Below are 26,988 nucleotides of genomic sequence, written 5' to 3'. Positions count from 1 at the left end.
GATGGCTGCGCACGCACGCAACAAGCTCACGCCGCTCTGAAGAGGTAAGAAAACCGGGACGGATCATGCCGTAACCTGAATCGCGACCTGCTTGCACGTCAACCCTTCAAATCTCGGGTCTTCAGTGACTCCGGGTATAATTGGAATAAATGGTGTTGGGTTGCTTGCCCCATCAAGTAACTTCAGGAAGAGGCTATCAACTTTGATTAGGTCATCAACCTGTCGTCGCTTGTTAGCAAAAGTCGCCAGCTGATTGTTTCGATATACCTCGATATACTCCGATAGGGGGTCGTCTCCCCAACCTTTTGGGGCCTGAGTTGGTTGTCCACTTTTCATTCAACCCTCTTTGAAAAGATTTTGAGAAAAATCCGTCCTCACAACTGATCGCGGGGCGTTGCCAGAAGGCCAAGGCCACGGGCGGACTGGATGGACAGCAGGCCGCTGGGCAACCCGTTGGCGTTCTGGTAGCGGCGCACCGCCAGACGGGTCGGGACATCCATCACCCCGGTGACCGGCCCCCGGTACAGCCCGCGCGCGTCCAGCGCCCGTTGCAGGGTCGAGATCAGGTCGGGTGTCAAAGCGTCCGGGCAGGGGACTTCGAAAATCAGTTCTTGCCGTTCCCGTTTGATCACCTGCACGGTTTCGGTGCGGAACCGTTTGGGCGCGACTTCGACCTGCCTCGTGACGGTTTCCAATTCGGCAGGGGCCACGTCGCGCACCCAGCATCCGTCCGGGTTGACGCCCGGCGGCGCGGGGATCTGGGCCGAGGCGAAATCGGGCACCGGCACCTCGGTGCCATCTTCCCCGTAGTCGAGCGGTCCCGTACAGGCGGCAACCGCGGCCAAAGCCACGGCCCAGAGAGCCCGGATCGCTGACGGGAGGAGGGTCACTGAGAATGTGCGCCTGTTTGCCTGTTTCTTCTTGCGCGCAGTCTAGCCTGTTTGTGGGTCTGGCGAAAGCGCCTCTGGCTCTGCCTCGGGGGCGGGGGCCAGAAGCTGGTCCAGCAGGGGCGAGATGTCCTCGATCACCTCGGCGATCACATGGATCACATCGCCTTCGCTTTGCAGCCGTCCGGTGACGCGCAGCATGCGCCCGGCGATCACCGCGCGGCGGTAGCGTTCGTAAAGCTTGCGCCAGACGATGATGTTCACCGTTCCGGTCTCGTCTTCCAGCGTGAGGAAGATCACGCCCTTGGCGGTGCCGGGCCGCTGCCGCAGGATCACCAGCCCCGCCACCGTGATGCGCGCATTGTCGGGCGGCAGGCGCAACTGGTCGGCCCGCAGGCAGGATGGCGGGCGCGGCCAGTCGGTTTGGGCAGGGCGGGGGGTGACGACACGCATGGGAACAAAAATAGAACATTTGCCAAAGCGTGCAAGCCCGCAATTTCCGCAGATTTCGGATCGCTTCGGAACGCTTAATCCGGCCTTAAGGACGGAACGCACGCCCATGTGGGAGTGTCAGGACAGACAGCAACACAGACCGATGAGGGCACCATGGCTTATTTCGACACACGCAAGACCGCACGCACCACCACCGCAGTCGACGTTCAGGGCGTATTTGACCGTCTGGTAAAATTCATCGCGGCCCGCGCGACAGCAATCACCACGCGCCCCAGCACGTCCCCCGATCAGATCGTCGCGGCCCAGCATCGTGCCGAAGCGCACCGCCGGGCAGTTGACAAGCTGATGCGTTAATCCTCGGGAAAGCCGTTGGCGCGCAGGGCGGCGACAACGGTTTCACGATAGAACGCGCTATGATGGGGCCGTGTACGGATAAATGTGGCAACACTCATGTCCGGCACCTTTTGGCGGAACCACGATGCCATCTTCTGCGACTTTTCAAAGTCACCCATTTTCCAGGCACAGCCCATCAGGCCAAGTTGGATCGTTGCAAATTCGGGATATTGCAAGAGAGCTTCTTCGTAGTATCGCGCGGCTGTCTCAAGGTCCTGTTTCTGAAAATAGGCGTTCGCGATCCCTGCGGTTGTCACCCCGATATTTGGGTGCAAGGGGCTGATCCGAATGGCCCGTGTCAGATGGGCGATCGCGTCTTCGTCCTGGCCCAGATAATTGTGCACCCAGCCCAAGAACAATGAGATGGTCGCCGAGTTCGGGTTCATTGAATTGGCTTGTTTGACCGCGATGAGACCTGTTTCAGGGTCCTGACCGATATACGCAATGTAATGCCCGGCAGCAGCCAATGCGAAAGGATCATCCGCGCCGCTGTTCAGAACGTCCCTCGCGACAGGCAGCGCGGCTTCCGCTTGTTCAAAAGACCACCAGCGCGTTGCAAAGGACCCCGTATGCGCAAAGCAATAAAGCCCCTTGGCACGTGTGAATCCTGGGTCAAGCACAAGCGCTTGCTCCAGAAGGGCCATGCCGGTTTGAAGATCGGACAAGGTGTTCTGCCGCATTACTAAGGGCGCAGCTTGCATACACAGATCATAGGCTTGCAGGTTCTCGGTGGGCTTTGATTTGGCGCGTGCGGCTTCGGCCCAGATCAACTTGGGCTCAATTGCGCCTGCCACCTGTTCCGCAACCGTGTCCTGCAGATCAAAGATATCGTCTGTTGTGCCTTCGAACCGCTCTTGCCAGATCAACCGGGCGGACGTGGCCTCGACCAGTTGTGTGAAGATACGCAGACGATTGCCCGCCTTCTGAATGCTGCCCTCAAGCACATATTCAACGCCAAGCTCTTGTCCGATCTGTGCCAAATCGACAGCCTTGCCGCGATACGTAAAGGTGGACGTGGTTGACACCACAAAGAACCCCGAGACACGGGCAAGAGCAGATGTGATTTCATTCACGATCCCATCCACGAGATAGCCGTTGGCGTCGTCTCCTGTCAGGTTGGCAAAGGGCAGAACGGCCAGCGATGGGATATCAGGAACGCTTTGCGTCGTTTGCGGCATTTGCGCAGAGTCGCTGTCCCCGCCCAGCGTGAACTTGTAGCCAACACCGGGAACCGTTTTTATGGCCTGTTTCCCAAGAGCCTTGCGCAACCCCGCGATCTGGACGGTGAGGTTGCTTTCCTCGACCAGCACACCGGCCCAGACATGATTGAGCAATTCTTCCTTGGTGATGACGCGCTCCGGGTTGCTCGACAGAAAGGCCAACACATCAAACGCCCGTGCCCCCAGCGTGATCGGCTCACCGTTTAGCGTGACACTGCGGGTGGTGTCGTTGATCTGCAAAGCGGTCATCTGCGGTCCGGTTTTGTTTTCAAGACCCTAACCGCAGAACGCAGGTTGCGCCAACGGGTTTGCACTTTCCAATTGGCGCGGGGTCTTAATGGCTGTCAAAGAACGCTGCGACGTCGCTCGCGATCTGGGCATGCTCTGCTCTTCGGGCCTCACGGCCTTCTTCGCAGACAAAGGCGTCGTCCGGTTCTTCCTCTTTCAGGATCGCCAGACCGTTTTCGGTGCAGACCCCCAGAAAGTCGAAATGTGCCAGACCGGCAGGTTCGATATAGGTGGTCAGGTCAGCGGGCAGTGCGGCCACCAATGCACGGGATTCCACATCCAAATCCAACCCGGAATTGGTGACGGGCGCGCCAAAGACCAGCATCGGTGTCTCAATGGCCCCAAGGCTGTCGGTCGAAAAGGTCTGTGTGCCACCCAGATCAAAGACCGCAAACGCCTTGATCCGGTCATCAGACAGATCCTGAGCGATGGCACGTCGGTCTTCGGGCGACTTGGCCACGTCCCAGCGATCGAAGATGCCACAGACCAGATCGTCAGGCATGGCGGTGCAGAACGCATCGAATGTGGCAGCGTCGAACCGACCCCCGGCCAGTGCCACCGCAGTGAACCCACCCAGCGAATGGCCCGCCATATAGATGCGGTCCGGGTCGATCAGACCCGCCATGGCATGCGCGCCGGTCAGGTGATCGATGGTGCGCGAGATGTCTTTTGGCCGCTCCCAAAGCGCGCGCTGGTGATCCGGGTCACGTTGAAAGGTCGAGGTGCCGGGATGGTCAATGGCGGCCACGATATAGCCCTCGGCCACCAACCGTTCCGCCAGCCACGCCTGATTGCGGGCGTTGCCGAACATGCCGTGAGACAGCACGACAAGCGGATAGGTGCCTTCGGACGGGGCGGCATAGGGCGCCACGCGAATAGGTTCCCAAACGGCGTTGCCATGCGCGGGCTCGGTGGGTGCGTCTGCCGCCGCCGGATACCAGACAAACCCGTCAAGGTGCCGGGTGCCATCTGTGTCCCTTATCTCAAGCGGGGTCATGCCGGTGGTGGCGGGTTCTGCGGAAAATGCCGTGGATGCCAGCAGGGCGGACATCAAAGCGGCGAAACGTATATTCTGTGTCATGGTTCGGGGCCTTTCGTGACGCAAGGGGTGATGCCCCTGAGATTGGCCAAAGCGGTAATTCAAACAACAGCTTGCACCCCTGTCCGCTGTCCTTGATCATGATGCAGGACAGTACCGACGTGATATAGGACAGCCATGCAGGGTGATCTGGCCACGTTCCCATTACCGATCCTGACATTTCTGCTGTCTTCGGTGGCCAGCGGCCTGATTTGGCGCGCGGATCTGGGACAGGTCTGGGCCAACCGATTCTTCGCCAGCTTCTTTCTGGTGCTTGCGGTAGGGGCACTGATGGTGGGGCTGCGGTTCGGATACGGGGTTGACCAGTTCATCCCGCTGCAACGTGCGCTGCCGCTGTTTGCCGGGCCACTGGTGTATCTGGGGTTTGCCTGTTTCGCCGTCGGATCCGGCCGCGTCCCGCGCTTGGCGCTGATCCACCTCGGGATCGCCGTTCTGATTGTCGCCGTCGCGCCAATTGCCTTTGCGGACCTGCTTGACCTCGATGTGATCGTGGCACTCAGTTACTTGGTCTATGCCGGTCTGCTTCTGCGTCTTTGGGGACGCGGGTCAAACGGATTGCCCCATGCGCGGATCGAAAGCGCGTCGGCGCTGCGCCGCTGGATGCTGGGCGCGGTTGCGCTTCTTGTGGTGTTTGCACTGGCGGATACGGCCATCGCCCTCAGTTTCGCGGCACAGCGCACGGGTGATGCGATGTCGCTGATCTCGGCCGGGGCTGTGGTGATGGCAATGGGCTTGATCGTGGTGATCGTGACCGTGTCCAAAGGAGGGGGGCGATTCACCTCGCAGGTCACGGTTGTGCGCACGAAGCCAGAGCCTGATGCGGATGCGCTGGAGGCCCGGACACGGGCTCTGCTTCTGGACACACAGCTCTATCTCGACACAGAGTTGACGGTGGATCGCTTGGCCAAACGTCTGCAGGTTCCGTCCCGCGCGCTGTCCTTGGCGATCAATCAGGTCAAAGGCATGAACGTGTCGCAATATGTCAATGATTTCCGGCTGGACCATGCTGCCAAGCTGCTGGCCGAAGGGCAGAGCAGTGTGCTCGAGGTGATGGATCAGTCAGGGTTTCTCACCCGGTCGAATTTCTACCGCGAATTCCAGCGCCGGTTTGACATGACACCTGCCGCCTATCGCGATGTGGCAAAGCGGGGTCAGTCGGGGATCTGATCGTCGGTCCAGCCGGTGTCGGCGTCTTCTTCGGCGACCAGCATCACCGCGAGGGTGCCCGACGGGCGGTGCAGGCGCACGTCCGAGGAAAAGCCCAGATCGCCGCCGGAATGCCCGACCACATCGCCATCGACTTCGACGCCCATGCCGTAGCCTTCCCCCATCGGGTCTTGCGTCATCATGCCAAGCAGGTCGGGCGGCAACAGCGTTTGGTCAATGAACAGCGCGCGATAGAAGCGCGCCACGTCCCGCGCGGTCGAAATCACGCCGCCATCGCCAAAGCCGGCAGCTTGGTAATAGGCGCGCACCTCGCCTGGGGCATCGGCAAAGCTGTCCGGCAGGGGGCGACTGCCGAAGACAAAGCTGTCGGTCATGCCAGCAGGGCCAAACACCTCGCGCTGCAGGGCTTGGGCGTAGGTCAGGCCGGTTTCTGCTTCCAGGATCAGGCCCAGCAGAACGAAATTCGTGTTGGAGTAATCGAACCCACCACCGGGATCGAAAAGCGCGGAGTCCCCGAATGCATAGCCAAGTGCGGTTGCCGGGGTTTGCAGGTTGGGATCGTCCAGCGCATCCTCAAGGTAGTCGTCGGTGTAATAGTCCGGCAGACCAGAGGTCATCGTCAGCAGGTGGCGCAGGGTGATCTTGTCCAGCCCGCCCAGCCCCTTGGCGATGTCAGGCGCAACCCGGTCGACCGCAGGATCGTCAAGCCGCAGATCCCCCCGTGCCACACGCCGCAGCACCGCAACAGCGGTCATCGTCTTGCCAACCGAGGCGATGGCGAAGGCCGTGTCGGGCGCGGCGTTTTGGGCGTCTGTCCTTCTGTCACCGGTACGTTCAAGATGGCGTACGACGGGTGCGTCCTGCGCCAGGGCCGGTCCTGAAAGCGCCAGCAGGATCGCGCAAGCCGTGATCCCGCGCCGTGTCATCTGCATGATCTGCATCTGCGTGGCCTTTTCCTCCAAACGGCTCCAATAGGGTCAGAAAGCCATGACGCGCGCCGCGCGTAAAGTCCTGACAGGGATTTGAGGTCGAATGGGGCTGGCGGGTTTGATCCAGCCGGACTAGGTATGTGACGATTTCTGAGACGGAGAGCGCTGTAATGGCAAAAATCACCTATATTGAGCATGGCGGCACAGAGCATGTCGTGGACGTGGCCAACGGTCTGACCGTGATGGAAGGCGCACGCGACAATGGTATTCCGGGCATCGAGGCGGATTGTGGCGGTGCCTGCGCCTGTTCGACCTGTCACGTCTATGTGCATCCCGATTGGGTGGGCAAACTGCCGCCGAAGGAAGACATGGAAGAGGACATGCTCGACTTTGCCTATGAGCCGAACCCCGAGCGGTCGCGTCTGACGTGCCAGCTCAAGGTGACCGATGCGCTGGACGGGTTGATCGTTCAGATGCCGGAAAAGCAGATCTGATCATGCGTTTGGCCGGTGTCGTGGCGTTGGTGATGGGACTGGCGTCACCCGCCATGGCGCAAGAGATCGTGTCGGCGCGGTATGATGGGCCGACCACACGTTACCCGCACGGTGTGCTGGGCGACGATATCGAATATGACACATTGGTGGTGCGGCTAAGTGACGGGCGCGAAATATCCGCGCGCTGGGCGCAGCACATCGTGTTCGAAGACCTTTCACCCCGTGTTGTTGACGTGGATGGCGACGGCGCTCCCGAGGTGGTTGTGGTCGAAAGCCACGAGACCCAAGGCGCGCGGCTGGCCATCTGGGGTATGCGGGATGGCGCGCTTGCGCAGATCTCGGCAACACCGCATATCGGGACCCGGTTCCGCTGGCTGGCCCCGGTGGCGGTGGCCGATCTGGACGGTGACGGGCGGGTGGAACTGGCGTATGTCGACCGACCGCATCTGGCCAAGGTGCTGCGCGTCTGGCGGTACAGGGCGGATGGAGACTTGACCCAGGTGGCCTCGGTAGAAGGTCTGACCAATCATCGGATCGGCTGGGATTACATCGCGGGTGGCTTGCGCAATTGCGGGCAGGGGCCTGAGATGGTGCTCGCGGATGCCGGCTGGGCCAACGTGGTTGCGGTGCGCCTTGCGGACGGCGCGTTGACGCAGCAGGTGTTGGGCGCGTATTCGCCCGTGGCTTTGGAGCGCGCCTTTGGCTGTTGAGCAGTAAGCGCCTTCGAAGGCGCTTTGGCACCGCGTTTCGAAACGCGGTTTTCAAACCAATTCGAATTGGCTTCACGCGTTTTCGAAAACGCCGCCAAGGGCGGTCGACCGCCCTTGGTGCCTGTGTCATAGCTGGGACATGACCTCGTCCGAAGCTTCGAAATTGGTGGTGACGCGCTGCACGTCGTCATCGTCTTCCAGCGCATCCACCAGTTTCATCAGCGATTGCATCGCGTCGAGATCCAGCTCGGTTGTGGTGGTCGGCTTCCACACCAGCTTGGTCGAGTCGGATTCGCCCAGTTCCGCCTCAAGTGCCGTGGCGACCTCGTTCAGATCTGTGTCGGCGCACCAGATGATGTGACCATCCGCGCTGCTTTCCACGTCCTCGGCACCTGCTTCGATCGCGGCCATCATAACCGTGTCCGCATCGCCGACGCTGGCGGGATAGGTGATTTCACCCTTGCGGTCGAACATGAAGCCGACAGAGCCGGTTTCGCCCAGATTGCCGCCGTTCTTGGTAAAGGTGGAGCGCACGTTCGATGCGGTGCGGTTGCGGTTGTCGGTCATCGCCTCGACGATCACCGCGACGCCGTTCGGGCCATAGCCCTCATAACGGATTTCCTCGTAATCTTCGCCATCGCCGCCGGTCGCCTTCTTGATGGCCCGTTCGATGTTGTCCTTGGGCATCGATTGCGACTTGGCTTCCTTGATCGCCAGACGCAGGCGCGGGTTCTTGTCGGGGTCCGGGTCGCCCATCTTGGCAGCGACGGTGATTTCCTTGGAGAACTTGGAGAAAAGCTTGGCGCGCACCGCGTCCTGACGACCTTTGCGGTGCTGGATGTTTGCCCATTTGGAATGGCCGGCCATGGTGTCCTGTCCTTGATTGTCGGATGTCCAGAAGTTTGCGGGTCTTTAGCGCAGAAGGCGGTGCGGGAACAAGTTGCGTTTTCGGGATTTGCGCACTGGGTCGGGTTGGGTATGAGGAGGGCATGAAACCGTTTCTCATTTTGCAATTGCGTCCCGAGGCCGAGGCGAGCGATGGCGAATACGCCGCTTTTCTGAAAAAAGGAGGCCTGACGGAGGCGCAGGTGCATCGCGTCTGTCTGGACCGCGAGCCGCTGCCCGAGGGGCTGGACCTGTCGGACTATGCCGGGGTGATCGTGGGCGGCGGGCCGGGCTGCGTGTCGGATGATCCGGCCACCAAAGACCCGGTCGAGGCGCGGATCGAGGCAGAGATCCTGTCGCTCATGCCCGAGATCACGGCGCGCGATGTGCCGTTCATGGGGTGCTGTTACGGCATCGGTATTCTGGGGCATCATCTGGGGGCTGAGGTGTCGAAGCGCCGCTATGGCGAGCCCGTGGGGCCGGTGACCTGCCGCGTGACGGTCGAGGGCACGGTGGACCCGCTGGTCGCAGGGCTGCCCGGCGCGTTTGATGCCTTCGTCGGTCACAAGGAGGCGGTGCAGGACTTGCCCGAGGGGTGCGTTCATCTTCTGGCATCCGACCCATGCCCCTACCAGATGATCCGCTATGGGCAGAACGTCTATGCCACGCAGTTCCACCCCGAGGCGGATGCGGGTGTGTTCGAAGAGCGGATCCGGATTTACCGACACAAGGGTTATTTCGCGCCCGAGACCGCAGATGACCTGATTGCCATGTGTCATTCAAGCGATGTGACGGTGCCGGTCGAGATCCTGCGCCGGTTCGTGGCGCGCTACCGCGGGTAACGTTTCCGTCGACGGAAACGCCCGATGCGTCGACGCATCGGACGCCCTAGAGTGGCCAGATCAGCGGAATGAGGGCCGAGGCCAGGATGCCCACGCTCAGGTTCAGCGGCACGCCCACTTTGAGGAAGTCCGAAAACGCGTACCCGCCCGGCCCGTAGACCAGCGTGTTGGTCTGGTATCCTATCGGCGTCGCAAAGGCGCAGGACGCGGCCACCATGACCGCCACCACCAGTGGGCGGGGGTCGATCCCCAACGCCTGCGCCAGCCCGATGGCGATGGGTGTCACAACCACGGCCACCGCGTTGTTGCTGATCAATTCCGTGAGCAGGCTGGTGAGCAGATAGATCGCCCAGACGATGGCCCAGGGTGGCAGGTTCATCATGTAAGGGGCAAGGCCCTCGACGATCAGCGTGACCGCACCCGAAGCCTCCAACGCGGCACCAATGGCCAGCATGGCGAAGATCAGCGCGAGCAGTTGGCCTTCGACAAAGGAAAACGCCTCGTCCGAATCCACACATTTTGTCAGCAGCACGACGGCAACAGCGATGATCGCCAGTGCAAGGATCGGGGCCACGCCGAACGCCGCCAGCAGCACAAGACCGGCAAGGGCCGCGATGGCGATGGGGGCATGGCTGCGCCGGTAGGCGCGGGCCGAGGGTTTGGCCACATCCACGAGGTTGAGTTCATCCGCCATACGCTGGATGTCCTCGGGCGCGCCTTCGAGCAGCAGAGTGTCGCCGACGCGCACCACCAGATCATCCAACTGTCGCCCGATATTCTGGTTCCGCCGATGCACTGCCAGCGGATAGACGCCGTAGCGCCGCCGCAGGCGCATCGCGCCCAGACGCCGTCCCACCATCTTGCAGACCGGGGTAATCAGCACCTCGACCGTTGTGGTCTCCACCGCCGAGACCTGATCTACCCGGCGCAGTTCCTTGTTCCGCTGCAGGCTCAGCAACTCGGTCATCTGCGTGCGCAGGACCACGCGGTCGCCCACCTGTAGCGTCACGCCCTCCAGATTGCGCCGCAGCGAGGCGTCGCCCCGGATCACGTCGATCAGGCGCACCCCGTCGCGTTTGAACAGCTGCACGCCCTGCACTTCGCGGCCGATCAGGTTGCTGTCCGGCGGAATCACCGCCTCGGTGAAGAACTTCATCTTCGACCGGTCCGACAGCATTGCCGCCATACTGGTGCGTTCGGGCAGAAGGTAGCGGCCAAAGGCCCAGAGATAGAACATGCCCCAGGCGATCAGCACCACCGCAAGGGGCGTGACCTCGAAGATGGTGAAGGGGTCCAGCCCCTGCGCGCGGGCGACACCATCGACCAACAGGTTGGTGGAGGTGCCGATAAGGGTGAGCGTGCCGCCAAGAATCGCGGCATAGCTCAGCGGGATCAGCAGTTTCGACGGGGCCAGCCCCAAGGTTTTGGCCAGTTGCACAAAGAGCGGCAGCATGACCACCACCACGGGGGTGTTGTTCATGAAGGCCGAGGCCACGATCACCACGCCGATGATCCCCGCCATCGCGCGTTTCGGGCTTTTCTGCACCGCCGATTGCGCCGCATTGGTGAAGGCGTTGAGCGCCCCTGTGCGCACCAAGGCCCCCATGACGAGGAACATCGCCGCAATGGTCCAGGGCGCGGGGTTCGACAGCACATCCAGTGCGTCCGCATAGGGTAGCACGCCGGTCGCCAGCAGGAAGGCCACACCGCCGATGGCCACCACCTCGGTCGGGTAGCTTTCGCGCACGAAGAGCGCAAACATGACCGCCACGGTGCCAAGCGCCAGCAGAGCCTGTGTGGTCTGGTCGAGGTCGATCAGTGCGGTGAGCACGGTTGCGCGTCCTTCATGTCAAGCGGTCCCAGTGTGATCGGGTTCCATTGGCGGAACAAGCACCGCTTTGGGGCGCGGCTGAACCAGCGCCAGCCCGCCCAGCATCACCGCCAGGGCTGCCCAGAAATAGGGCGAGTAGCTTTCGTTCAGGAACAGCATCGCCCATGTCACACCGAAGAGCGTCACGAAATAGCTGATCTGCACCGTGAACACCGCGCCCGCGCGTCCGACAAGCCAGACATAGGCGACATAGGCCGCAGCGTGCAGAAGTGACGAGGCGACGATGGCCAGATCCGGTGCACCCCATGGTGCGCGCGGGTCGATGAATTGCCCTGTCAAAACGGCAAACGGCAGGGTGATAACCGCGCCGACCAGCGAGGCCCCGCACAGCGTCTGCACCGGATCAAGCCCCCCAAGTCCCCATCGGGCGACCACGCTGCTTTCCAGCGCGTAGAAAAACGACGAGATCAGCGCAACGAAGACCCAGATCACGGGAACCGAGGCGGGCAGGCTGGCGTCGGGCAGGATCAGCAGGCAGATGCCGGTGAAGCCAAGGCTCAGCCCGGCCAGCCTGCGCCAGCGGAACCGCTCCAACCCGAAGGCGAGCGCGATGGGAAAGGCGATCATCGGAATCGAACTGAGCAGGATCGAAAGCACGCCTGACGGCAAATGGATCGCTGCGGAATAGGACGAAATGCCGGGCAGGACGGACCCGATCAACGCAAGCGCCGTGTAGAGCGTCATATCCCGCCGGGTGAAGCGCATGGAGGTGCCGCGCAGCACACAGACAAGGCCCAGCACAGCCGCGCCGATGCCCATCTGCCAGAACAGGATGCCAAAATGGCGATAGCCTTCGCTGACGGCTGTCTTTGCCAGCGGCTGTGTCGCCCCCCAGGCCGCGCCCGCGAGGATAAGAACGATCAGCGGCAGGGCGCGTGTCATGGATTGCTGGCCTGAAGCCGTCCGCCATCACGGATCATGTGGATCGCGGTGGCCTTGCCGGTGCGGTCGTCGGTTTCCACCAACACACCCGACAGCGTCGCCTCGCCCAAGGCCGGCTGGAAGCGGCCCTTGGCCATGCCGGTCACGAAGCGGCGCATCGGTTCGGTCTTTTCCATCCCGATCACCGAATTGTAGTCGCCGCACATACCTGCATCGGTCAGGTATCCGGTGCCTCCCGGTAGAATTTGCGCATCGCCCGTGGGCACATGGGTGTGGGTGCCGACCACAAGGCTCGCGCGGCCATCGCAGTAATGGCCCATGCCCATCTTTTCCGAGGTTGCCTCGCAATGCATGTCCACAAGGATCATCTGTGCCTGACCACCCAGCGGGTGCGCCCGCAGCACTGCGTCCACAGCCGAGAACGGATCATCGAAGGCGCGTTTCATGAACACCTGTCCCAGCACCTGCAGCACAAGGATCTTGCGTCCGCGTGCATCGGTGAACAGGCGGTGGCCGCGACCGGGGGCCTGTTTGGCAAAGTTCAGCGGCCGCAGGATGCGGGGTTCGTTCTCGATATAGGACAGCATGTCCTTCTGATCGAAGGCGTGATCGCCCAGCGTCAGGCAGTCGACCCCGGCTTTCAGCAACGCATCTGCGTGTGGACCCGACAGCCCCACGCCGCTGGAGGCATTTTCGCCGTTCACGACGCAGAAATCGACCTTGAGCCGCGTTTTCAGCTGGGGCAGCCGCTCGGTGATCGCGGTGCGGCCCGCGCGGCCCATAATGTCGCCAAGAAAGAGTGTTCTCATAGACAGAGGATTAGAGCGGTGCTCCGGGAAAGCAAAGAGGCAAACCGGGGGCGGGGGGCACCGCGTTTCGAAACGCGGTGGGAAAAGCCCATTCGAATGGGCTTTGAAGCGGCGTCGACGCCGCTTGGAAGCGATTTCGAAATCGCTTCCAAGCGCTTGTCAGAAGAGCGAGCCCTGTTCCGGCGATTTCGGCTTGGACCGCGCCGCAGGTTTCGTGCCTGCCGCGCCAACCGTCATACGTCCATCGGCAAATTCAATCTCCAGCGCGGTTGCGGCTTGCGCGGCTTTCTGCGTCGTCACCACAGCCCCGTCGCCCCGCACGACCGCATAGCCGCGCTTCAAGGTCTCCTTATACCCCAAGGTTTCGCGCAATCGGTCGAGCGCCGTCAGCCGCGACCGCCAATCCTTCACCTGTGCCTGCCCGGCGCTCGACAGCCGTCGGGTCAGCGCCTCCAATCGGTCGCGTTTGACCGCCAGATCCCGCTCGATGGGCTTCAGCGTCAGTCTGTCAGCGCGTCGCGCCAGTGCCTCGCGCTTGGTCTCGACCACACGTGCCAGACCGGGGGCGAGCCTCGTGGCGCTTTGGTCGAACCGCCGCCTCTGTTCAGCCAGCGCACGAGACAGAAGCGAGGGGCGCAGGGACGCGGACGCCTCAATAAGCCGCCCGCGGCGCAGGTCCACTGAGCGGGTGAGGGCGCGCGGCAACCGGTCCGCCATTAGGTCAAGCCGCTGTGTTGGGCCGGACAAGAGCGCATCGGACCGGGGAAGGGCGCGGGCCAGATCGCGCAGGCGCTGGTCGCGGGTCTGCATCCGCTGCGACACCGCGCGGGTCATGCGCGCCTGTTGGTCGCCGACCCATCCCAGCAGTTCGAGCCGCACCGGCACCGCGATTTCCGCAGCCGCCGTGGGGGTCGGTGCCCGCTGGTCGGACACATAGTCGATCAGAGTCGTGTCGGTTTCGTGGCCCACCGCCGAAATGAGCGGAATCTCCGACGCCGCCGCCGCCCGTGCGACGATCTCTTCATTGAAGCCCCAGAGGTCTTCAATGCTGCCACCCCCCCGCGCGACGATCAGCAAGTCGGGCCGGGGGAGCGCCCCGCCGGGTGTCAGCGCATTGAAACCCGCAATCGCGCGGGCGACCTCCGGCGCGCATGCGGCACCTTGGACAGCCACCGGCCAGACCAGCACCTTGCGCGGAAAGCGGTCCCGCAACCGGTGCAGGATGTCCCGGATCACCGCACCCGAGGGCGAGGTGATGACGCCAATGATGTCGGGCAGGTAGGGCAGTTCCTTCTTGCGCGCCGAATCGAACAACCCTTCTGCCGCCAGCGCTTTCTTGCGCTTTTCCAGCATCGCCATCAGCGCGCCTTCGCCCGCGACGGTCACCTCATCAACGTTGAGGTTGTACTTGGACTGCCCGCCAAAGGCCGTCATGCGGCCGGTAACGACAACCTCCAGCCCTTCTTCGGGGATCACGGAAAGCTGCGAGATCTGACCTTTCCACGTGGTGCAGGCCAGCACGGACCGGTCATCCTTGACGTCATAGTAAAGATGCCCCGACCGTGCCGTGAACACGCGCCCCACCTCGCCGCGCACGCGAATACGGCCGAACTGGTCCTCCAACGTCTTTTTCACCGCACCCGACACCTCGGACACGGTGTATTCGGGCATGTTCTGCCCCGGACGCGGATCGTCGATCAGATCGGACATGTGGCCTCGCTTGCGCTTCACTCGTCCCGACCCTAGAACGCGCGCAACCGAAGGTGAAGACGGAGCGTGCGCCATGAACATTCTCATCCTTGGAAGTGGCGGGCGCGAACATGCGCTGGCATGGGCGGTGATGCAGAATCCGAAATGCGACCGGCTGATCGTGGCGCCGGGAAATGCCGGGATCGCAATGATCGCCGAATGTGCGGCTCTGGACATCGAAGACGGCGGCGCGGTTGTCACCTTTGCCGAGGAAAACAGCATCGACTTCGTGATCGTCGGGCCCGAAGCGCCTTTAGCCGCAGGAGTCGCGGACCGGTTGCGCGATGCCGGCCTGTTGGTCTTCGGCCCGTCTGCCGAAGCGGCGCGGTTGGAGGCTTCCAAGAGCTTCACCAAGGAAATCTGCGATGCGGCCAACGCGCCGACAGCCGCCTACGGGCACTTCACCGATGCCGAGGCGGCCAAAGCCTATGTCCGCACCCAAGGCGCACCCATCGTGGTGAAGGCGGATGGTCTGGCCGCTGGCAAGGGTGTCATCATCGCCGAAACGGTGGCCGAGGCCGAAGCCGCCATCGACGATATGTTCGGCGGGGCCTTTGGCGGGGCCGGGGCCGAGGTGGTGATCGAGGAATTCATGCAGGGCGAGGAAGCGTCGTTCTTCGTTCTCTGTGACGGCACCGACGTGCTGCCCATTGGCACCGCGCAGGACCACAAGCGTGTGGGTGAGGGCGATACCGGTCTCAACACCGGCGGCATGGGGGCCTATTCCCCGGCCCCGGTTCTGACCGACGCCATCGCGCAGACGGCGCTGGATCAGATCATCAAGCCGACCATGGCCGAGATGGCCAAACGCGGCGCACCCTATCAGGGGGTGCTCTATGCCGGGCTGATGATCGAGAACGGCCAGCCGCGTCTGGTGGAATACAACGTCCGCTTCGGCGATCCGGAATGTCAGGTGCTGATGATGCGGCTTGGCACGCAGGCGATGGACCTGATGCATGCTTGTGCCGAGGGGCGCTTGGCCGAAGCACGCGTGAACTGGGCCGACGATCATGCCATGACCGTGGTTCTCGCAGCGAACGGTTACCCGGGCAGCTATGAGAAAGGCAGCGTCATCGGTGGTCTCGATGGCCTGCCCGAAGACAGCTTTCAGATGATGTTCCACGCGGGCACCACCGAACAGGACGGCAAGATCACCGCAACCGGCGGGCGGGTGCTGAACGCCACTGCACGGGGCGCCACGCTGCAGGAGGCGCGGGACCGCGCCTATGCCATGGTCGATCAGGTGAACTGGCCCGAGGGCTTCTGCCGCCGCGACATCGGCTGGCGGGCGCTTTAAATGGCGACAGCGTTGGCCGGGTTTGCGCTTGGCCTGTCCCTGATCCTTGCCATCGGTGCGCAGAACGCCTTTGTCCTGAGGCAAGGCTTGCTGAAATCGCATGTCTTTGCCGTCTGCCTGACCTGTGCGCTGTCCGATGCAATCCTGATCGCCTCTGGGGTGGCCGGGTTCGGTGCGTTGACGCAGGCGATCCCCGGACTGGAACTGGCGATGCGGCTCTTGGGCGCGGCGTTCCTGATCTGGTACGGTGCCCGCACCTTCCAAAGCGCGTGGTGCGGCGGGCAGGCGATGCAGGCAGGCCAAGCAGCCGGATCGCTGCGCAAAGCCCTGCTCACCTGCCTTGCGCTGACATGGCTCAACCCGCATGTCTATCTCGACACGGTGGTGCTGCTGGGCGCTGTGGCGGCGCAATACGAGGACCGGTTGAACTTCGCACTGGGGGCAATGACCGCCAGCTTCGTCTTCTTCTTTTCGCTTGGCTACGGCGCGCGTCTCTTGGCACCTCTCTTTGCCAAACCGCGCGCATGGCAAGTGCTGGACGTGATCATCGGCATCGTGATGTGGGCGATCGCGGCGAAACTGTTGTTGATGTAGACAATGACGGTCAAGGCAGCTGAAGCGGGCCGTCCATTACAGAACAGCCTCTTGCACATTGACCCGCCTTCCGCTCCAGTATCGCCATGACTGCGACGACACCACCCAACAGCGTCGGAAATCCCGTCCTTGGCATCTTCTGGATGGTCATGACCGGTATTTGCTTTGTTGCAGTGACCGCGCTGGTCAAGACCTTGGGGGGGCGCATCCCGGCGGCCGAGTCGGCCTTTCTGCGCTACGTGATCGGTCTGGTCTTCCTGATCCCGGTCTGGCGCGAGTTGATTGCGATCAAATTGACGCCACGTCAGAAAAAGCTCTTCGGCATTCGCGGGATTGTACACTCTCTGGGCGTGATCCTGTGGTTCTACGCCATGACCCGCATCCCCATCGCCGAGGTCACGGCGATGAACTACCTCAACCCGGTCTATGTTTCGATCCTCGCGGTGTTTCTGCTGGGCGAAAAGATGGCCCTGCGGAGGGTGCTGGCTGTCATCGCCGCCCTAATCGGGTCGCTGATCATCCTGCGTCCTGGTTTCCGGGAACTTGACCCCGGCCATATCGCGATGCTGGGCACGGCATTGCTGTTCGCAGGCAGTTACCTGATCGCCAAGATCGTGTCAGGCGAATTGCCCGCCAGCCTCGTGGTCGCACTTTTGTCGATCACTGTGACGATCGGACTTGCCCCCTTCGCCATCGCGGTCTGGGTCACACCCAGCCTTGCCGACCTCGGAGTGCTGGCGGCCATCGCCTGTTTCGCTACAGCAGGTCACTATACCATGACATTGGCCTTTGCGGCGGCTCCGGTCACCGTCACGCAGCCCGTCACGTTCCTTCAATTGGTGTGGTCGGTGCTTTTGGGCGCGCTCTTTTTCGATGAACCGGCGGACCCTTGGGTGATCCTCGGAGGTGGCATAATCATGGCATCGGTGATCTTTATCACCTGGCGTGAAGCCCGGTTGCGCAAGTCGCACCGCACGCCCGTGGTCAATGAAACAAAGGTGTAGGCTGACCTAGCGGCGCTCTGCGTCACCCTGTCCAAGGTCCCGCATGGCATTGTTTCGTATTCCGCAAAAAACCGGGTTTGGTTCCAAAATTGGTCACAATCAACGGCGACAAATGGGGTAGGTAACGTACGAGGAACACATCCATGTTTGCCGAAAACTTCTCCAGTCCGGATCTGGGCGAACTGCGCCACTTCCTTGTGGCCGAACGTCAGAAAACGCTGTCGGATGCCGAATGGAAATTTCGCATGCGCGGCTACGGTTTCCACGTCAAGCGCGTCGATGGCGGCGTGATGGTGGCGCGGATCCCCAAGAACGAGATCCTGGGCTGCGTGAAGATGTGACCGACGGGTCGTCCCGTCCGGGCGGCCTTTTGTCCATCTGATCCATCTCGCGCAACGGACCGGGCTTTGCTATGTCCGGTGCATGAAAAACTATATTGATCTTCCCCCGGTCTGGTTGGCTGCGGCGCTTGTCGTGGCTTGGATTCAGAAGACTCATTTCGATTTTGGTCTGAGTTTCGGCCCGGTCTGGGCTGACCTTGTGGGTGGATTGCTGGTTGGCGGCGGTATCGTTCTGATCGCCTTGGCCGCCTACGAGATGCGTCGCCACCGCACGACGATCATTCCCCATCGCGACCCTGCCGCGCTGGTGACAAGCGGCATCTTCAAACGCTCGCGCAACCCCATCTACCTTGCTGATTCGCTGATCCTCACAGGAATGATCCTGTACTGGGACGCGGTGTTATCGCTCCCATTGATCCCGGTTTTTGTCTGGTGGATCGAGAAACACTTCATTCTTGCCGAAGAGAAACGTCTGCGACGAAATTTTCGTGCGAATTTTGCACGATATGAGAAACAAACGCGACGTTGGCTCTAGCCGACAGGGCACATCTGCTCTAGATGAGCGTTTCGCGGTTGGGCAGCATTGTGTGCTTTAGGTCAGCATTGTAGACCCATCTTCGGAAAACATGCCGCTACGGCACTTCGCAACGAACCATAAGGGGGACGGCTCAGGTGAAAATCGGGACGCCAAAGGAAGTGATGAAGGGTGAGGCACGTGTTGCCATGACCCCGGAGTCCGCCCGCCAGCTGCAGAAGCTGGGGTATGAGTGCATCATAGAAAGCGGTGCAGGCGACGCAGCGGGCTATAATGACGATACGTACAAAGAAGCGGGCGTCGAGGTTGTCAAAACCACCGCAGCTCTTTGGAAAGAGGCCGATGTGGTCGCCAAGGTGCGCCCGCCGACCGATGCCGAACTGAAAAAGTCGCGCGAAGGTCAGCTTCTGATCTCGTTCTTCTACCCGGCACAGAACGAAAAGCTGATGCAGCAGGCGGCCAAGCAGGGCACCTCTGTCATCGCGATGGACATGGTGCCGCGCATTTCCCGCGCACAGAAGATGGACGCACTGTCCTCGATGGCGAATATCGCGGGCTACCGCGCCGTGATCGAAGCGGGCAACAATTTCGGCCGCTTCTTCACCGGTCAGATCACCGCTGCAGGCAAGGTACCCCCGGCGAAAGTTCTGGTCGTCGGTGCCGGTGTGGCCGGTCTTGCCGCCATCGGCACATCGACCTCGCTCGGTGCGATCACCTACGCCTTCGACGTGCGCCCGGAAGTGGCGGAACAGGTCGAATCCATGGGTGCGGAATTCGTTTTCCTCGACTTCGAGGAAGAGCAGCAGGATGGCGCCGCAACCGGTGGCTATGCCTCTGTGTCCTCGCCGGAATTTGCCGCAGCCCAGCTTGCCAAGTTCCGCGAACTCGCACCCGATATGGACATCGTGATCACCACCGCGCTGATCCCGAACCGCGAAGCGCCCGAGCTTTGGACCCCCGACATGGTCGCGGCGATGAAGCCGGGCTCGGTTATTGTGGACCTTGCGGCTGAAAAGGGCGGCAACTGCAAGCTGACCGTGATGGACGAAAAGATCGTCACCGATAACGGTGTGACGATTATCGGCTACACCGACTTCCCGTCGCGCATGGCCACGCAGGCATCCAACCTTTATGCGACCAACATCCGTCACATGATGACCGACCTGACACCGGAAAAAGACGGTCAGGTCGTGCACAACATGGAAGACGACGTGATCCGCGGTGCCACCATCGCGCATGAAAAGGCCGTAACCTTCCCGCCGCCCCCGCCCAAGGTTCAGGCGATTGCCGCCAAGCCCAAGGAAAAGGCCAAGGAACTCACGCCCGAAGAAAAGCGCGCCGCAGAAGTGGCCGCCTTCAAGGCGCAGACCAAGCAGCAGGTTACTCTGCTCGCCATTGGTGCCGCCTTGGTTCTGGGTGTCGGTCTGGTCGCTCCGGCCAGCTTCATGCAGCACTTCATCGTGTTCGTCCTGTCGGTCTTTATCGGCTTCCAGGTGATCTGGAACGTCGCGCATTCGCTGCACACGCCGCTGATGGCCGTCACCAACGCGATCTCGTCCATCGTGATCCTTGGCGCGCTGATCCAGATCGGGTCCAGTTCGCTTCTCATCACGCTCTTGGCGGCGCTGGGTATCTTCATGGCCTCGATCAACATTTTCGGCGGCTTCCTCGTGACACGGCGCATGCTCGCCATGTTCCAGAAATCCTAAGGGGGCAGGTAGCATGGAATTCGGATTCACCATCGCGGCCTATGCGGTCGCAGCGGTTCTCTTCATCCTGTCCCTCGGCGGTCTGAGCGGTCAGGAAAGCGCCAAGCGCGCGGTGTGGTACGGCATTGTCGGTATGGCCATCGCCGTGGTCGCCACGCTGATGGGGCCGGGGCAGGGGCTGTTCGTGGCCTCTCTGGTGCTCATCGCACTAGGTGCGGGCGTTGGCTATCAGTTGGCCACACGCGTTCAGATGACCCAGATGCCCGAGCTTGTGGCCATCATGCACAGCCTTGTCGGTCTGGCGGCGGTGTTCGTGGGCTTCAACGCCGACATCATGATCAACAACATCGGCGAGATCTACGAGGCCAACAACCTTGTCATGGGCGCGGTGTCTGCGGATGGCTACACCGCCATCGGCCTGCCGAAAGAGGTCTATGACGGCCTGTCGTCCTTCGGCAAGCTGATCGCCAAGAAGACCAATGTCGAGATCAACATCCTCAAGGTCGAGCTTGTTCTGGGCATCTGGATCGGTGCCGTGACCTTCACCGGCTCGGTCATTGCCTATGGCAAACTGGCGGGCAAGGTGGACAGCGGTGCGAAAAAGCTGCCGGGTGGTCACCTTCTGAATGCCGGTGCTGCGGCGCTCTCGGTGTTGCTGGCGATCATGTATCTGGGCGGTTCGGGCAGCTGGACCCTCGTTCTGCTGACCCTGCTGGCACTGTTCATCGGCTATCACCTGATCATGGGCATCGGCGGCGCCGACATGCCGGTCGTGGTCTCCATGCTCAACAGCTACTCCGGCTGGGCCGCTGCCGCGATTGGCTTCAGCCTCGGCAACGACCTGCTGATCGTGGTGGGTGCGCTTGTGGGTTCCTCGGGTGCGATCCTGTCCTACATCATGTGTAAGGCCATGAACCGCAGCTTCATCAGCGTGATCTTGGGTGGCTTTGGTGGCCCCGCAGGTGAACAGATGGCTGTGGAAGGCGAACAGATCGCCATCGACGCCGATGGTGTCGCACAGGCTCTCGACGAGGCCGACAGCGTCATCATCATTCCGGGCTACGGCATGGCGGTGGCACAGGCACAGCAGAACGTGGCCGAACTGACCCGTCGCCTGCGCGCCAAGGGCAAGACCGTGCGCTTTGCAATCCACCCGGTTGCAGGCCGTCTGCCCGGCCACATGAACGTGCTTCTGGCCGAAGCCAAGGTGCCCTACGACATCGTGCTCGAGATGGACGAGATCAACGACGACTTCCCGGATACGGATGTCGCCATCGTCATCGGCTCGAACGACATCGTGAACCCCGCCGCTCAGGACGATCCCAACAGCCCCATCGCCGGCATGCCGGTTCTGGAATGCTGGAAGGCCAAGCAGGTCTTTGTGTCCAAGCGCGGTCAGGGCACCGGCTATTCGGGCATCGAGAACCCGCTGTTCTTCAAGGACAACACGCGGATGTTCTACGGCGACGCGAAAGCCAGCCTCGACACGCTGCTCACCAAGATCAGCTGATCTGGGTCAGTGACCAGACAACAAACCCCGCATCGCAGGATGCGGGGTTTTTTCATGCCGCGTGACTGGCGATCCAAGTGTCCATCTGCGCGTTCAGATCATCCCAATCGGTATATTCCTTGTCCCAGTCCAGATCCGCCTCCGGGTCTTTCGCGGCAATGATCCGACGCATGACGAAGCGTCGGAACACGTCATATTTCGACGGTTCATATGCGCCCGCAACCTGCACCACCTGACCCGGTGTCCAACCCGTGGCCTGGGTGAAATCCGACAGGATGGTCTCAAGTCCGCGCCAATCCTCGGCGTCATGCCCCGCCGCGGCAAGCGACACCGACAGCAACAGCGTCGGCATCGCAGCCAGCGCGTCCGCGTGCGCCTCGGCAAAGTCCGACAGCACCGACTGGTAATGCCCGATATGCACTGATGCGCCCAGAACGGCTGCATCGAACCGCGTCAGATCAACTGGCCCGGCCTCAGCCAACGCTGCCAGTTCAACGCTGTGACCCAGGTCGACCAGCCGATCCATCAGATGTCGGGCGATCTTTCGCGTCTGCCCTTCCGTGCTGGCATAGCCAATGAATAGTTTCATGAGGAACCCCCGTGCTGCCGAAGTGTCACAGCAGGCCAGTCCCGCGTGACCGCCCCAAGCCTAGTGGATCGGCGACTGCCCCGCGTTGACCTGCCGCAAAAACCGTTTGAGATCATTGAACTGTCGGCCATTTTGCGCCTGCCTTTTCCTTGGGCGTCTTGCGCGGGACTGCTGCGCACGGTGCAATGCATACAGTTGAATACTGGTAAAATACTGAAATGTCTGGAAATTTCCTTTACTTGGCAAAATGTCGGGCCTAAGTCTTGGCCAAATCTGAAAGACCGACCCATGGCACCTATCGAAGACCACCCCCTGCGCTATGCCCTCTCGAACGAACTGCATGCGCGCCCGTTCCCGTCCCTCGAAGCGCCCTGTCGCGCGGTTTACCTTGCGCTCAAAAAGCCCAAGGCTGCGGCGGCGCGGGACAAGACGCTGGATCTGGACCACCTCAAGGTGCTACTTGACCGCTACGGCACCGCGCATCCACAGCCGGGGGCGACGCATTTTTCCGGTCAGATCGGCCAGCACACGCTGAAATGGGAACAGCACACCGAATTCGTGACCTACACGGTGTTCCTCAATGGGTTGACCGACCGGCCCTTTGATCCGGCGGATATGGACGTGTTTCCCGACAGCTGGCTGGCCTCGGCACCTGGTGTCCGGATCACCTCGGCGCTGATCCGCGTCGAAGATCGCCCCGACGAGGACACGATTTCGCAGCACCTCTCCGATTGGTTCGTGCCCGAAAGCCTTGCCGTCAGCCGCGTTCTGGATGACGACGCCATCGTCGCCGGCGATTTCCGTATCGACCCGGCGGGCCACCTGCGCTTTGGCTGTTTCGTGAACAAGGGCATCGGTCGCCGCCGTGTGGGCCGGATCGTGCAGCGCCTGTGCGAGATCGAAACCTACAAGACCATGTCGATGCTGGGCTTCACCCGCGTGCGCGAAATGGGGCCGCGCATGGGCGAGATCGACAACGAACTGAACCGCCTGATGGAAGCCATGACCCATGGCGACGGGCAAGAGGAAGACCGGTTGAAATCGCTGCTGGCAGTGTCTGCCGAACTCGAAAGCCTGTCGGCGCAAAGCTCGTTCCGGTTCGGCGCGACAGGGGCGTATGAGGCGATTGTCGAACAGCGGGTGTCGGTCCTGCGCGAGGTACGGTTTCAGGGCCGCCAGACCTTTGCCGAATTCATGACCCGCCGCTATGACCCGGCCATGCGCACGGTGAAATCCGCCGAAAAGCGTCTGTCGGCCATGGCCGCACGGGCCGTGCGGGCCGGTGACCTGCTGCGCACACGGGTCGAGGTGGCGCGGTCGGCGCAGAACCAGCAATTGCTCGAAAGCATGAACCAGCGTGCAGACATGCAGCTGCGCCTGCAAAAGACGGTCGAAGGGCTGTCGGTGGTGGCCATCAGCTATTACGCGGTCTCGCTGGCGGGGTATCTTCTTTACCCGGTCGCCGAGATGCTCGGCATTTCCAAAGGCGCTGTCACAGCCGCTGCAACGATCCCGGTTGTGGTGCTGGTCTGGCTCGCGATCCGTCGCATCCGGCGCGTAGTAGAGCAGGGCGGTCCCGACCTCTGAGTCGTGCCCTTAGGGTGACGCCCGGCACGCGTTTCCGTCGACGGAAACGCGCGGAAGCGTCGACGCGTCCGCTAGCGTTGCACAATCACTTCGGTTTGAGCTTCCAAAGAGGCCGCCAGCGACAGGAACCGCGCCTCGGCGACCTCGCCGTAAAGCGGCACTGAATCCTTGGTCAGCTTGAGCCGCAGCAATTTCTTGCGCGGCTTCCATTCAAGCGCCGTGCCGTCAGCGCTTGCATCCGACATCCAGAGCATCGACCCAAAGCGCAGCGCCTTGCCCAGAACTTCGGCCTCCAGCGTGGCCTTTGGCGACAGCAGCCCTTCCAGTTCCTCGAACCGGGTGCCTTCGCGCTTGTTCTTGTAGCGATGCAGCAGCGCCAACCCAAGAAACACACGCTCCGAATGTTTCAATCCGCCAAGGTTGGCGCGGGTGGCGTTGTCGAAACAGGTCTCGGCCCGGTAATCCGGATGCGCCCGCCAGCTCACGTCATGCAGCAGGCAGGCGGCTTTGATCAGCCGCACGCGTGCGGTGTCTGCGTTCGAGAAGAGCGGCATGACGAAGCGGAACAGCTTCTTGCCGAACCCGGGCAGGCGCGCGTCTTTTGCCTCGGCAAAGCGGCACGCCTCGATCAGCGGGTCACGGTCGCGCAATTCCTGCGGCATCTGTTCGTAAAGCAGCCCTTCGCGAATGCCATAGCTCGAGATCGCGATGTCCTTCGGCTTGAACGTCTGAACCAGCCGCTTGAGCACATCGACCGCGTAGGGAACAAGCTCCATCCGGGCGCTGGACACACCGCAGGCCTGCCGCAGCTCTTCGATGTCGCTGGCCTTGATGAACGCCACGGTCTGGTTCACCGCTTTCTTGTCCATCCGGTACTCGTGCAGCACATGCAGCGGGTAGCCCCGCCGATACATGTCGATCCGCGCGATGGCGCGCCACGATCCGCCGACAAGAAAAAGTCGATCGCGCTGTTGGCCCATGTGGTCGGCCAGCTTGGCCATCACCGTCTTGATGTGGTCGTCGCGCCCTTTTTGACCGCCCTTGAGGTCGCGCAGCTTCAGCGGGCCGAGATTCGAACTGATGCGGCGTCCGACTCGCCCGTCCGAGATTTCGGCCAGCTCCATCGACGACCCGCCAATGTCGCAGACCAGCCCGTAACTGCCCGGCCAGCCCAGCATCACGCCTTGCGCCGAGAGCCGTGCCTCTTCCTCGCCGCCGATCACCCAGATCCGCAGCCCGGTTTCGCGCAGCACGTCTTCACGGAACTCCGGACCATCCTCGGCTTCGCGCACGGCAGCGGTCGCCACGACCGTCAGGGGCGGCAGGTTCATCCCTTCGGCCAGTGCCTGGAAGCGCTTCAGCGCCAGAAGCGCACGGGCGCGGCCTTCGGGGTTCAGTCGACCGGTGTCGGACATGCCCGCCCCAAGCGCGCACATGAGCTTTTCGTTGTAGAAATAGGCCGGAGACCGCGCTGCACCGTCAAAAACGACAAGCCGGACCGAGTTTGACCCGATATCGACTACACCCACGCGGCTTAGTGCGCGTGCCTTGGGATCGTTGAACAAAGGACGGCCGAACAGGCCCATCGGATCGTGTTCGGTGTCGGCGTTTCCGTCCATGTGGCCTCCCGATCAGGTTGTGCGCACCGTGTCAAAGCGCAGCGGGAAGGTCAAGAAAACTTGGATGCCGGTCTGCATGACGCAGGGTCGGGAAACGCGCTTTCGGGCGGCCGATATTTCGGTCAAACTAAAGGTCGTATCACACAGGACAAGGGAACGGCGATCATGCGCATTGCAACCATGGCCACCGGCGGCATCGGTGGATTTCTTGCCGTCAAGCTGACCAATGACGGGCACGAAGTCGCCACCATCGCGCGCGGTGCGCATCTCGAGGCGATCCGAGCGCATGGGCTGCGTCTGGACCATGCGGACGGATCCGAGGTGGCGCATCCGGCGGTCGCCACCGACCGACCCGAAGAGGTCGGGATCGTCGATGCAATCATCTTCGGCGTCAAGGGCGATGCCCTGGAAGAGGCGGCCCGCGCCTGTCTGCCGATGATCGGGCCTGACACGGTGGTGGTGCCGTTCCTGAACGGGGTCGAGGCGTCAGACAGGCTTTGCGCGCTTCTCCCCGAGCGAAACGTCGCCAATGGTGTCGCACGCGTGTCCACCACCATCTCCGCGCCGGGGGTCATCACCCAGACCGGCGCGTTTCACTCATTTATCTTCGCCGAGCGCGACAGTCGGCCGTCTGCGCGCATCGACGCCTTGCGCAAGGCGATCAACGACGCAGGATCGTCGGCACCGGAAACTGACGATATCGACCGGGAACTCTGGTCGAAATTCGTACTGTTCTCAGCGCTGTCCGGCGTCACGGCGGCCGGACGCTGCACCATTGGCGACATACGCAACACGCCCGAACTGGAGGCTCTGTTCAAGCGTGCCATGTCGGAAACCGCGCAGACGGGCCGGGCCTTGGGTGTGGCGCTGGCTGATGATCTGGAAGCGCAGATCTGGTCCAATCTGATGGTGTTCCCCCCGCAGGGGCGGGCATCGACTGCCATCGACCTTGAACATGGGCGGCCCTTGGAAATCGAATGGGTGTCTGGCGCGGCGACGCGACTGGCGGCCAAAGCCGGGATCGACGCGCCCGTCAATGCAGCGCTCTATGCAATCCTTTTGCCCCACAAACACGGGCGCTGACCCCGCTTTTCGAAAAGCGGGATCAAGAGCTTTCGAAAGCTCTTGATCGCCCTATTCCTCGGTATGGGTCAATTTGGGAACGTCGGACGCGCCTGCTGATCCACGACCGGAAAGCGACGGGTTCTCCATGAAGAAGCGGTGACAGTTGAAAGCGAAATCGCCTTCGTCCCAGGTCGCGCGAACGAATTTGCCATCCGGCTGCATGATCCAGCTTTGTGCCACATCGGCAAGGTTCGCGGCCATGATCTGGCTGACGATCTGCGCCTTCACGGTGGCGTTCTCGATCTCGACCAGCGTTTCCACCCGGCGGGTCAGGTTGCGGCCCATCCAGTCGGCAGAGGACATGAACACGCGCGACCTCTTGTGCGGCAGCCCGTACCCATTGCCGAAGCAGATGATGCGCGAGTGTTCCAGGAACCGTC

The 26,988-nt window shown here is 62.0% G+C and carries 26 protein-coding genes and 1 pseudogene; 14 read left to right on the top strand and 13 right to left on the bottom strand.

Annotated features, from left to right (window positions below; translation table 11 throughout):
- Positions 1–374: 374 nt before the first annotated feature.
- The gene (locus tag JJ869_RS10160; protein ID WP_292266763.1) at positions 375–890 is read right to left on the bottom strand and encodes a peptidoglycan-binding domain-containing protein; all 516 of its coding nucleotides are present in this window, start codon (positions 888–890) and stop codon (positions 375–377) included.
- A gap of 42 nt (positions 891–932) precedes the next feature.
- Positions 933–1,340 carry an OB-fold nucleic acid binding domain-containing protein gene (locus JJ869_RS10155; RefSeq protein WP_292266760.1) on the bottom strand — a complete coding sequence of 136 codons (408 nt, stop codon included), beginning with the start codon at positions 1,338–1,340 and terminating at the stop codon, positions 933–935.
- Between the two features lie 153 nt (positions 1,341–1,493).
- Between JJ869_RS10155 and JJ869_RS10150 the strand changes: the two genes are divergently transcribed.
- The gene (locus JJ869_RS10150) at positions 1,494–1,694 is read left to right on the top strand and encodes a hypothetical protein (RefSeq protein ID WP_292266759.1); all 201 of its coding nucleotides are present in this window, start codon (positions 1,494–1,496) and stop codon (positions 1,692–1,694) included.
- On the opposite strand, the gene JJ869_RS10145 is transcribed toward JJ869_RS10150, so the two are convergent.
- Both JJ869_RS10145 and JJ869_RS10140 read right to left on the bottom strand, forming a co-directional pair.
- Positions 1,691–3,202, bottom strand: coding sequence for a winged helix-turn-helix domain-containing protein (locus JJ869_RS10145; RefSeq protein WP_292266758.1), 1,512 nt, complete (start codon positions 3,200–3,202; stop codon positions 1,691–1,693). The genes JJ869_RS10150 and JJ869_RS10145 overlap by 4 nt on opposite strands.
- An 85-nt stretch (positions 3,203–3,287) precedes the next feature.
- Positions 3,288–4,322: an alpha/beta fold hydrolase gene (locus tag JJ869_RS10140; protein WP_292266756.1), complete on the bottom strand. Its 1,035-nt coding sequence runs from the start codon at positions 4,320–4,322 to the stop codon at positions 3,288–3,290.
- A 135-nt stretch (positions 4,323–4,457) separates the two neighbouring features.
- Here JJ869_RS10140 and JJ869_RS10135 point away from each other — a divergent pair, with 135 nt between their 5' ends.
- Complete coding sequence (locus JJ869_RS10135; RefSeq protein WP_292266754.1) at positions 4,458–5,507, top strand: helix-turn-helix transcriptional regulator; 1,050 nt, start codon at positions 4,458–4,460, stop codon at positions 5,505–5,507.
- Here JJ869_RS10135 and JJ869_RS10130 read toward each other — a convergent pair.
- Positions 5,492–6,448 (bottom strand): serine hydrolase domain-containing protein, encoded by a 957-nt coding sequence (locus tag JJ869_RS10130; protein ID WP_292266752.1) that lies wholly within the window; start codon positions 6,446–6,448, stop codon positions 5,492–5,494. The genes JJ869_RS10135 and JJ869_RS10130 overlap by 16 nt on opposite strands.
- A gap of 158 nt (positions 6,449–6,606) precedes the next feature.
- On the opposite strand from JJ869_RS10130, the gene JJ869_RS10125 reads away from it, so the two are divergent.
- Positions 6,607–6,930 (top strand): 2Fe-2S iron-sulfur cluster-binding protein, encoded by a 324-nt coding sequence (locus JJ869_RS10125; RefSeq protein WP_292266749.1) that lies wholly within the window; start codon positions 6,607–6,609, stop codon positions 6,928–6,930.
- A 2-nt stretch (positions 6,931–6,932) separates the two neighbouring features.
- Positions 6,933–7,640, top strand: coding sequence for a VCBS repeat-containing protein (locus tag JJ869_RS10120; protein WP_292266746.1), 708 nt, complete (start codon positions 6,933–6,935; stop codon positions 7,638–7,640).
- A gap of 126 nt (positions 7,641–7,766) precedes the next feature.
- On the opposite strand, the gene JJ869_RS10115 is transcribed toward JJ869_RS10120, so the two are convergent.
- Positions 7,767–8,507 (bottom strand): YebC/PmpR family DNA-binding transcriptional regulator, encoded by a 741-nt coding sequence (locus tag JJ869_RS10115; protein ID WP_292266744.1) that lies wholly within the window; start codon positions 8,505–8,507, stop codon positions 7,767–7,769.
- Between the two features lie 122 nt (positions 8,508–8,629).
- Between JJ869_RS10115 and JJ869_RS10110 the strand changes: the two genes are divergently transcribed.
- The gene (locus JJ869_RS10110) at positions 8,630–9,367 is read left to right on the top strand and encodes a glutamine amidotransferase (protein WP_292266742.1); all 738 of its coding nucleotides are present in this window, start codon (positions 8,630–8,632) and stop codon (positions 9,365–9,367) included.
- Between the two features lie 46 nt (positions 9,368–9,413).
- Here JJ869_RS10110 and JJ869_RS10105 read toward each other — a convergent pair whose 3' ends face one another.
- The 4 genes from JJ869_RS10105 to xseA all read right to left on the bottom strand — a co-directional run bounded on the left by JJ869_RS10105 (position 9,414) and on the right by xseA (position 14,659).
- Positions 9,414–11,129, bottom strand: coding sequence for an SLC13 family permease (locus tag JJ869_RS10105; protein ID WP_292266764.1), 1,716 nt, complete (start codon positions 11,127–11,129; stop codon positions 9,414–9,416).
- Between the two features lie 87 nt (positions 11,130–11,216).
- Positions 11,217–12,140, bottom strand: a complete 924-nt coding sequence (locus tag JJ869_RS10100; protein WP_292266739.1) for a DMT family transporter — start codon at positions 12,138–12,140, stop codon at positions 11,217–11,219.
- Complete coding sequence (locus tag JJ869_RS10095) at positions 12,137–12,949, bottom strand: TIGR00282 family metallophosphoesterase (RefSeq protein ID WP_292266736.1); 813 nt, start codon at positions 12,947–12,949, stop codon at positions 12,137–12,139. Before JJ869_RS10095 ends, JJ869_RS10100 begins: the two co-directional genes overlap by 4 nt.
- A 159-nt stretch (positions 12,950–13,108) precedes the next feature.
- Entirely contained in the window at positions 13,109–14,659 is a 1,551-nt protein-coding gene (gene xseA / locus JJ869_RS10090; RefSeq protein ID WP_292266733.1) for an exodeoxyribonuclease VII large subunit, read from the bottom strand.
- 73 nt (positions 14,660–14,732) lie between these two features.
- Here xseA and purD point away from each other — a divergent pair, with 73 nt between their 5' ends.
- The 7 genes from purD (at position 14,733) to JJ869_RS10055 (ending at position 21,688) form a co-directional block, all read left to right on the top strand.
- On the top strand, positions 14,733–15,995 hold the full coding sequence (purD, locus tag JJ869_RS10085; protein WP_292266730.1) for a phosphoribosylamine--glycine ligase: 1,263 nt from the start codon (positions 14,733–14,735) through the stop codon (positions 15,993–15,995).
- Positions 15,996–16,589: a LysE/ArgO family amino acid transporter gene (locus JJ869_RS10080; protein ID WP_292266727.1), complete on the top strand. Its 594-nt coding sequence runs from the start codon at positions 15,996–15,998 to the stop codon at positions 16,587–16,589.
- A gap of 86 nt (positions 16,590–16,675) precedes the next feature.
- Positions 16,676–17,593 carry a DMT family transporter gene (locus JJ869_RS10075; protein ID WP_292266725.1) on the top strand — a complete coding sequence of 306 codons (918 nt, stop codon included), beginning with the start codon at positions 16,676–16,678 and terminating at the stop codon, positions 17,591–17,593.
- A gap of 143 nt (positions 17,594–17,736) precedes the next feature.
- Entirely contained in the window at positions 17,737–17,934 is a 198-nt protein-coding gene (locus tag JJ869_RS10070) for a hypothetical protein (protein WP_292266722.1), read from the top strand.
- 82 nt (positions 17,935–18,016) lie between these two features.
- Positions 18,017–18,469 (top strand): isoprenylcysteine carboxylmethyltransferase family protein, encoded by a 453-nt coding sequence (locus JJ869_RS10065; protein WP_292266720.1) that lies wholly within the window; start codon positions 18,017–18,019, stop codon positions 18,467–18,469.
- 137 nt (positions 18,470–18,606) lie between these two features.
- Positions 18,607–20,178 (top strand): Re/Si-specific NAD(P)(+) transhydrogenase subunit alpha, encoded by a 1,572-nt coding sequence (locus JJ869_RS10060; RefSeq protein WP_292266718.1) that lies wholly within the window; start codon positions 18,607–18,609, stop codon positions 20,176–20,178.
- A gap of 13 nt (positions 20,179–20,191) precedes the next feature.
- A complete protein-coding gene (locus JJ869_RS10055) occupies positions 20,192–21,688 on the top strand; it encodes an NAD(P)(+) transhydrogenase (Re/Si-specific) subunit beta (RefSeq protein WP_292266715.1) in 1,497 nt (498 codons plus the stop codon).
- A 52-nt stretch (positions 21,689–21,740) separates the two neighbouring features.
- Here JJ869_RS10055 and JJ869_RS10050 read toward each other — a convergent pair whose 3' ends face one another.
- On the bottom strand, positions 21,741–22,277 hold the full coding sequence (locus JJ869_RS10050) for a flavodoxin domain-containing protein (protein WP_292266712.1): 537 nt from the start codon (positions 22,275–22,277) through the stop codon (positions 21,741–21,743).
- Positions 22,278–22,565: 288 nt separating this feature from the next.
- Here JJ869_RS10050 and JJ869_RS10045 point away from each other — a divergent pair, with 288 nt between their 5' ends.
- On the top strand, positions 22,566–23,864 hold the full coding sequence (locus JJ869_RS10045) for a DUF3422 domain-containing protein (RefSeq protein WP_292266710.1): 1,299 nt from the start codon (positions 22,566–22,568) through the stop codon (positions 23,862–23,864).
- Positions 23,865–23,935: 71 nt separating this feature from the next.
- On the opposite strand, the gene JJ869_RS10040 is transcribed toward JJ869_RS10045, so the two are convergent.
- A complete protein-coding gene (locus JJ869_RS10040; RefSeq protein ID WP_292266708.1) occupies positions 23,936–25,483 on the bottom strand; it encodes a Ppx/GppA family phosphatase in 1,548 nt (515 codons plus the stop codon).
- Between the two features lie 165 nt (positions 25,484–25,648).
- Here JJ869_RS10040 and JJ869_RS10035 point away from each other — a divergent pair, with 165 nt between their 5' ends.
- Entirely contained in the window at positions 25,649–26,566 is a 918-nt protein-coding gene (locus tag JJ869_RS10035; RefSeq protein WP_292266707.1) for a 2-dehydropantoate 2-reductase, read from the top strand.
- A 51-nt stretch (positions 26,567–26,617) separates the two neighbouring features.
- Here JJ869_RS10035 and JJ869_RS10030 read toward each other — a convergent pair.
- Positions 26,618–26,988, bottom strand: a pseudogene (locus tag JJ869_RS10030) (RNA degradosome polyphosphate kinase); the annotation flags it as partial.

It is taken from the genome of Marivita sp., from assembly GCF_017643905.1.
In the GTDB taxonomy this organism is placed as follows: Bacteria; Pseudomonadota; Alphaproteobacteria; order Rhodobacterales; family Rhodobacteraceae; genus Marivita.
The sequence above is the reverse complement of the archived record's forward strand: the minus strand, read 5'-3'. Positions and strand labels throughout refer to the sequence as shown.

Excerpts from the sequence above, each read along its gene's own strand:
- JJ869_RS10155 (WP_292266760.1), bottom strand. The coding sequence starts at position 1,340 with ATGCGTGTCGTCACCCCCCGCCCTGCCCAAACCGACTGGCCGCGCCCG.
- JJ869_RS10150 (WP_292266759.1), top strand. The coding sequence starts at position 1,494 with ATGGCTTATTTCGACACACGCAAGACCGCACGCACCACCACCGCAGTC.
- JJ869_RS10145 (WP_292266758.1), bottom strand. The coding sequence starts at position 3,202 with ATGACCGCTTTGCAGATCAACGACACCACCCGCAGTGTCACGCTAAAC.
- JJ869_RS10140 (WP_292266756.1), bottom strand. The coding sequence starts at position 4,322 with ATGACACAGAATATACGTTTCGCCGCTTTGATGTCCGCCCTGCTGGCA.
- JJ869_RS10135 (WP_292266754.1), top strand. The coding sequence starts at position 4,458 with ATGCAGGGTGATCTGGCCACGTTCCCATTACCGATCCTGACATTTCTG.
- JJ869_RS10130 (WP_292266752.1), bottom strand. The coding sequence starts at position 6,448 with ATGCAGATCATGCAGATGACACGGCGCGGGATCACGGCTTGCGCGATC.
- JJ869_RS10125 (WP_292266749.1), top strand. The coding sequence starts at position 6,607 with ATGGCAAAAATCACCTATATTGAGCATGGCGGCACAGAGCATGTCGTG.
- JJ869_RS10120 (WP_292266746.1), top strand. The coding sequence starts at position 6,933 with ATGCGTTTGGCCGGTGTCGTGGCGTTGGTGATGGGACTGGCGTCACCC.
- JJ869_RS10115 (WP_292266744.1), bottom strand. The coding sequence starts at position 8,507 with ATGGCCGGCCATTCCAAATGGGCAAACATCCAGCACCGCAAAGGTCGT.
- JJ869_RS10110 (WP_292266742.1), top strand. The coding sequence starts at position 8,630 with ATGAAACCGTTTCTCATTTTGCAATTGCGTCCCGAGGCCGAGGCGAGC.
- JJ869_RS10105 (WP_292266764.1), bottom strand. The coding sequence starts at position 11,129 with ATGTTTGCGCTCTTCGTGCGCGAAAGCTACCCGACCGAGGTGGTGGCC.
- JJ869_RS10100 (WP_292266739.1), bottom strand. The coding sequence starts at position 12,140 with ATGACACGCGCCCTGCCGCTGATCGTTCTTATCCTCGCGGGCGCGGCC.
- JJ869_RS10095 (WP_292266736.1), bottom strand. The coding sequence starts at position 12,949 with ATGAGAACACTCTTTCTTGGCGACATTATGGGCCGCGCGGGCCGCACC.
- xseA (WP_292266733.1), bottom strand. The coding sequence starts at position 14,659 with ATGTCCGATCTGATCGACGATCCGCGTCCGGGGCAGAACATGCCCGAA.
- purD (WP_292266730.1), top strand. The coding sequence starts at position 14,733 with ATGAACATTCTCATCCTTGGAAGTGGCGGGCGCGAACATGCGCTGGCA.
- JJ869_RS10080 (WP_292266727.1), top strand. The coding sequence starts at position 15,996 with ATGGCGACAGCGTTGGCCGGGTTTGCGCTTGGCCTGTCCCTGATCCTT.
- JJ869_RS10075 (WP_292266725.1), top strand. The coding sequence starts at position 16,676 with ATGACTGCGACGACACCACCCAACAGCGTCGGAAATCCCGTCCTTGGC.
- JJ869_RS10070 (WP_292266722.1), top strand. The coding sequence starts at position 17,737 with ATGTTTGCCGAAAACTTCTCCAGTCCGGATCTGGGCGAACTGCGCCAC.
- JJ869_RS10065 (WP_292266720.1), top strand. The coding sequence starts at position 18,017 with ATGAAAAACTATATTGATCTTCCCCCGGTCTGGTTGGCTGCGGCGCTT.
- JJ869_RS10055 (WP_292266715.1), top strand. The coding sequence starts at position 20,192 with ATGGAATTCGGATTCACCATCGCGGCCTATGCGGTCGCAGCGGTTCTC.
- JJ869_RS10050 (WP_292266712.1), bottom strand. The coding sequence starts at position 22,277 with ATGAAACTATTCATTGGCTATGCCAGCACGGAAGGGCAGACGCGAAAG.
- JJ869_RS10045 (WP_292266710.1), top strand. The coding sequence starts at position 22,566 with ATGGCACCTATCGAAGACCACCCCCTGCGCTATGCCCTCTCGAACGAA.
- JJ869_RS10040 (WP_292266708.1), bottom strand. The coding sequence starts at position 25,483 with ATGGACGGAAACGCCGACACCGAACACGATCCGATGGGCCTGTTCGGC.
- JJ869_RS10035 (WP_292266707.1), top strand. The coding sequence starts at position 25,649 with ATGCGCATTGCAACCATGGCCACCGGCGGCATCGGTGGATTTCTTGCC.